The organism is Streptococcus loxodontisalivarius (assembly GCF_016908645.1).
GTDB lineage: Bacteria > Bacillota > Bacilli > Lactobacillales > Streptococcaceae > Streptococcus > Streptococcus loxodontisalivarius.
This window is the reverse complement of the sequence record NZ_JAFBEH010000080.1, coordinates 1-4,556: the sequence shown is the minus strand read 5'-3', so window position 1 is coordinate 4,556 and position 4,556 is coordinate 1. Positions and strand designations below refer to the sequence as shown.

At 40.6% G+C, this 4,556-nt stretch carries 6 protein-coding genes; 5 read left to right on the top strand and 1 reads right to left on the bottom strand.

Annotated elements, in window-relative coordinates:
- Window positions 1-101: 101 nt before the first annotated feature.
- Window positions 102-452, bottom strand: coding sequence for a DUF3397 domain-containing protein (locus JOC28_RS10470; protein ID WP_205010614.1), 351 nt, complete (start codon window positions 450-452; stop codon window positions 102-104).
- Between the two features lie 175 nt (window positions 453-627).
- Here JOC28_RS10470 and rplK point away from each other — a divergent pair, with 175 nt between their 5' ends.
- From rplK to cvfB, 5 genes are all read left to right on the top strand, one after another.
- The gene (gene rplK / locus JOC28_RS10465) at window positions 628-1,053 is read left to right on the top strand and encodes a 50S ribosomal protein L11 (RefSeq protein ID WP_205010613.1); all 426 of its coding nucleotides are present in this window, start codon (window positions 628-630) and stop codon (window positions 1,051-1,053) included.
- 100 nt (window positions 1,054-1,153) lie between these two features.
- Window positions 1,154-1,843, top strand: a complete 690-nt coding sequence (gene rplA, locus JOC28_RS10460) for a 50S ribosomal protein L1 (RefSeq protein WP_205010612.1) — start codon at window positions 1,154-1,156, stop codon at window positions 1,841-1,843.
- Between the two features lie 219 nt (window positions 1,844-2,062).
- Window positions 2,063-2,791, top strand: a complete 729-nt coding sequence (gene pyrH / locus JOC28_RS10455; RefSeq protein ID WP_205010611.1) for a UMP kinase — start codon at window positions 2,063-2,065, stop codon at window positions 2,789-2,791.
- A gap of 47 nt (window positions 2,792-2,838) precedes the next feature.
- On the top strand, window positions 2,839-3,396 hold the full coding sequence (gene frr, locus JOC28_RS10450) for a ribosome recycling factor (protein WP_205010610.1): 558 nt from the start codon (window positions 2,839-2,841) through the stop codon (window positions 3,394-3,396).
- Window positions 3,397-3,577: 181 nt separating this feature from the next.
- A complete protein-coding gene (gene cvfB / locus JOC28_RS10445) occupies window positions 3,578-4,438 on the top strand; it encodes an RNA-binding virulence regulatory protein CvfB (protein WP_205010609.1) in 861 nt (286 codons plus the stop codon).
- The last annotated feature ends 118 nt before the right edge of the window (window positions 4,439-4,556 follow it).

Genomic DNA, 4,556 nt, shown 5'->3' with positions numbered 1-4,556 from the left:
TAATTATAAACCATGACATTGGAAAACGAGCATCTCCGACTGCGGAAGTGCTCGTTTTTTTCTATTCTGAAGCTAGTTTTTGCCCAGCCTCTTTGTTAGTGTTATAGGATAAGGCTGGCGACAAGGGTCGTGATATAAAAGACGATTGTTACTAGGAATGCGGCACGCCAGAAGATTTTGAACCAGCGACGGTAGCTGAGGATGCGTTTTTTTCGGCTTAGACCAAGGACGATGCAGACTGCTAGCACAGCCATTAGCATAAGATAGTAAAAAAGAACGCTGTTTTCAAAGAGGTAGGCAGAGATAAAGTTGATTTCAAAGGCGTAGAGTGGCAGGGTCAGGTCTGGGAATTTGATGCCATACTGCGTGAGGTTGAAGAGGCGGACAATAGCTGTCGCAAAGAGTGGTGTTAAGAGCAGAAATAAAATTGCAATGATAGTGTAAATAGTCATACATCTATTTTATCTCTATTTAAAAAACTTGTAAACTTTTTAAGGAAAAAAGAATAGAAAATCCTTGCTTTCTCTTGTCAATTCTGTATAATAGTAAGGGTATGTGTGAAAGCATACTTGTGGGAGGTAAAAATTTTTAATTACCGCCAAAACCACAACAGGAGGATTTTATACAATGGCTAAAAAAGTCGAAAATATCGTAAAACTTCAAATTCCTGCTGGTAAAGCTACACCAGCTCCACCAGTTGGTCCAGCTCTTGGTCAAGCAGGTATCAACATCATGGGATTCACTAAAGAGTTCAACGCTCGTACAGCTGATCAAGCTGGTATGATCATCCCAGTTGTTATCTCAGTGTACGAAGACAAATCATTTGACTTCATCTGTAAAACACCACCAGCTGCTGTTCTTTTGAAAAAAGCTGCAGGTGTTGAAAAAGGTTCAGGTACACCAAACACAACTAAAGTTGCTTCAGTTACTCGTGCGCAAGTACAAGAAATCGCTGAAACTAAAATGCCAGATTTGAACGCTGCAAACATTGAGTCTGCAATGCGTATGATCGAAGGTACTGCTCGTTCTATGGGATTCACTGTTACTGACTAATCAGTAAGAAACCCCTATTACCCGCAAGACTTCATCGTAATTTGATGAGTGACGTGGGAGATGAAAATCGTTAAGACCACATTACAAGGAGAATTTTAAAATGGCTAAAAAAAGCAAACAATTGCGTGCTGCTCTTGAAAAAATCGACAGCACAAAACTTTACAGCGTAGAAGAAGCTGTAGCTCTTGCAAAAGAAACTAACTTTGCAAAATTTGACGCAACTGTAGAAGTTGCTTACAACTTGAACATCGACGTTCGTAAAGCTGACCAACAAATCCGTGGCGCAATGGTATTGCCAAACGGTTCTGGTAAAACTCAACGTGTTCTTGTTTTTGCTCGTGGTGCTAAAGCTGAAGAAGCTAAAGCAGCTGGTGCAGACTTCGTTGGTGAAGAAGAACTTGTTGCAAAAATCAACGACGGTTGGTTGGACTTTGACGTGGTTATCGCAACTCCAGATATGATGGCAGTTGTAGGTCGTCTTGGACGTGTCCTTGGACCACGTAACTTGATGCCAAACCCTAAAACTGGTACAGTAACTATGGATGTTGCTAAAGCAGTTGAAGAGTCAAAAGGTGGTAAAATCACTTACCGTGCTGACAAAGCTGGTATCGTTCAAGCTATCGTTGGTAAAGTTTCATTTGACGCAGACAAATTGGTTGAAAACTTCAAAGCCTTCAACGATGTAATCGTTAAAGCTAAACCAGCTACTGCAAAAGGAACTTACATCCAAAGCCTTACAATCACAACTACACAAGGTGTTGGTATCAAAGTTGATACAAACTCACTTTAATCAGTAGTTTTTTTAAAATAATTGGGACTGGACATTTTGTCTGGTCTCTTTTTTTCTGTAAAAAAGCTCTGCTATTTCTCAAAAAAATCTAAGAAAAAGCTTGCTCAATTTTGTTAGGTAAATGGGGTATTTTATGATAGAATAGTAGAGATAGAAATGATGCGTAGATCATTTTAGCTGGATGGAATTCTATCTGTAAATGTAATAAAGGAGTCAAAAATGGTACAACCTAAGTACAATCGTGTCTTAATTAAATTGTCAGGTGAAGCCCTTGCTGGTGAACGTGGTGTCGGTATCGACCTTCCTACAGTTCAAGCGATGGCAAAAGAAATTGCAGAAGTAGCTGCTTCTGGTGTGCAAATCGCCCTTGTTATCGGTGGTGGTAACCTTTGGCGTGGTGAACCAGCTGCAGAAGCTGGTATGGATCGTGTTCAGGCAGACTACACTGGTATGCTTGGAACTGTCATGAATGCTCTTGTTATGGCGGATAGCCTTAACCAATTGGATATTGATACTCGTGTTCAGACTGCTATCGCTATGAACAATGTTGCTGAGCCTTACATCCGTGGACGCGCTCTTCGTCATTTGGAAAAAGGCCGTATCGTTATCTTCGGTGCAGGTATCGGCTCACCATATTTCTCTACAGATACGACAGCCGCCCTTCGTGCCGCTGAAATTGAAGCTGACGCGATCTTGATGGCGAAAAATGGCGTTGATGGTGTTTACAACGACGACCCACGTAAGAACGCAGACGCTGTTAAATTTGATGAGTTGACTCACGTGGAAGTTATCAAACGTGGTCTTAAAATCATGGATGCAACAGCATCAACACTATCGATGGATAACGATATTGACTTGGTTGTCTTCAACATGAATGAGCCAGGAAATATCAAACGTGTTGTCTTCGGTGAACAAATCGGAACAACTGTTTCAAACAAATCAAACTAAAATCACAATTTTCTAAAATACAGATTTACTATCAGAGGAGAGAATCAATGGCTAATGCTATTATTGAAAAAGCGCAGGAGCGTTTCCAACAATCACATCAATCACTTGCACGTGAGTTTGCATCAATTCGTGCAGGTCGTGCCAATGCTAGTCTTTTGGATCGTATCGAGGTTGAGTACTATGGTGCACCAACTCCACTTAACCAATTGGCATCAATCACTGTTCCAGAAGCACGTGTTCTTTTGATTTCACCATTTGACAAATCATCAATCAAGGATATCGAACGTGCTATCAACGAATCTGATCTTGGTATCAACCCAGCCAATGACGGTTCAGTGGTTCGTTTGGTTATCCCAGCACTTACTGAGGAAACTCGTAAAGATTTGGCAAAAGAAGTTAAAAAAGTTGGTGAAAATGCCAAAATCGCTATCCGTAATATCCGCCGTGATGCCATGGATGAAGCTAAAAAACAAGAGAAAGACAAAGAAATCACTGAAGATGAATTGAAATCTCTTGAAAAAGATATCCAAAAAGCAACTGATGATGCTGTTAAGAAAATCGACAGCATGACAGCTGAAAAAGAAAAAGAATTGCTTACTGTCTAAGCGAGCAAGGCTGGGGCAAGTTCCCAGCCTTTTTGACTGACTGGATTGGCTTTATCAGTCATTCTAAGTTACTAGAAGTGAAGTTTCTGGATAAAGATCTCTAGCAAATTTTTTTTCTAGAAAACATCACAATCTTGACTGATTTTCAAAATCTTTCAAGATCCCTTTGAGAGGAAAAAATATGAATCAACTATTAGCACAAACAATTACAGCCTTGGTAACAGATGAAAACGCTAGTTTTTACTTTGTCCAAAAAGATGGACTTACCTTTGGGCTATCAAAAGAGGAAGGTCAGCACCAGCTTGGTGATATGGTGACAGGTTTTGCCTACATTGATCAGAAGCAAAAGCTCCGCTTGACAACAAAAGAAATCAAGAGTCAGATTGACTCTTATGGTTGGGGAACAGTTACAGATGTTCGTCGTGATTTGGGTGTCTTTGTGGATACAGGAATCCCTGATAAAGAGATTGTAGTCTCACTTGATCTTCTTCCAGAACTGAAGGAACTATGGCCTAAGAAGGGTGATAGACTCTATATTCGTCTCGATGTGGACAAGAAGGATCGTATCTGGGGAATTCCCGCTGAACCTGAAGTCTTTCAAAAGATGGCTGGTCCTGCCTATAACAATATGCAGAATCAAAACTGGCCAGCTATCGTTTACCGTCTCAAGCTGACTGGAACCTTTGTTTACCTACCAGAAAATAATATGCTGGGCTTTATCCACCCATCAGAGCGTTATGCAGAACCCCGTCTTGGACAAGTCCTAGATGCGCGTGTTATCGGCTTTAGAGAAGTGGATCGTACCCTAAATCTATCGCTAAAACCACGTTCATTCGAGATGTTGGAAAATGATGCTCAGATGATCTTGACTTACCTGGAATCAAATGGTGGCTTTATGACTTTGAATGATAAGTCATCACCTGATGATATCAAGGCTACCTTTGGTATTTCAAAAGGTCAATTTAAAAAAGCCCTAGGTGGGCTCATGAAGGCTAAGAAAATCAAGCAAGACCAATTCGGAACTGAGCTCATTCAAAACTAGTTTAGCAAAGATTGATGCAATTTAATAGAGGCTGGGCAAAAACTAGCTTCAGAATAGAAAAAAACGAGCACTTCCGCAGTCGGAGATGCTCGTTTTCCAATGTCATGGTTTATAATTA

Excerpts from the sequence above, each read along its gene's own strand:
- JOC28_RS10470 (WP_205010614.1), bottom strand. The coding sequence starts at position 452 with ATGACTATTTACACTATCATTGCAATTTTATTTCTGCTCTTAACACCA.
- cvfB (WP_205010609.1), top strand. The coding sequence starts at position 3,578 with ATGAATCAACTATTAGCACAAACAATTACAGCCTTGGTAACAGATGAA.
- rplA (WP_205010612.1), top strand. The coding sequence starts at position 1,154 with ATGGCTAAAAAAAGCAAACAATTGCGTGCTGCTCTTGAAAAAATCGAC.
- rplK (WP_205010613.1), top strand. The coding sequence starts at position 628 with ATGGCTAAAAAAGTCGAAAATATCGTAAAACTTCAAATTCCTGCTGGT.
- frr (WP_205010610.1), top strand. The coding sequence starts at position 2,839 with ATGGCTAATGCTATTATTGAAAAAGCGCAGGAGCGTTTCCAACAATCA.
- pyrH (WP_205010611.1), top strand. The coding sequence starts at position 2,063 with ATGGTACAACCTAAGTACAATCGTGTCTTAATTAAATTGTCAGGTGAA.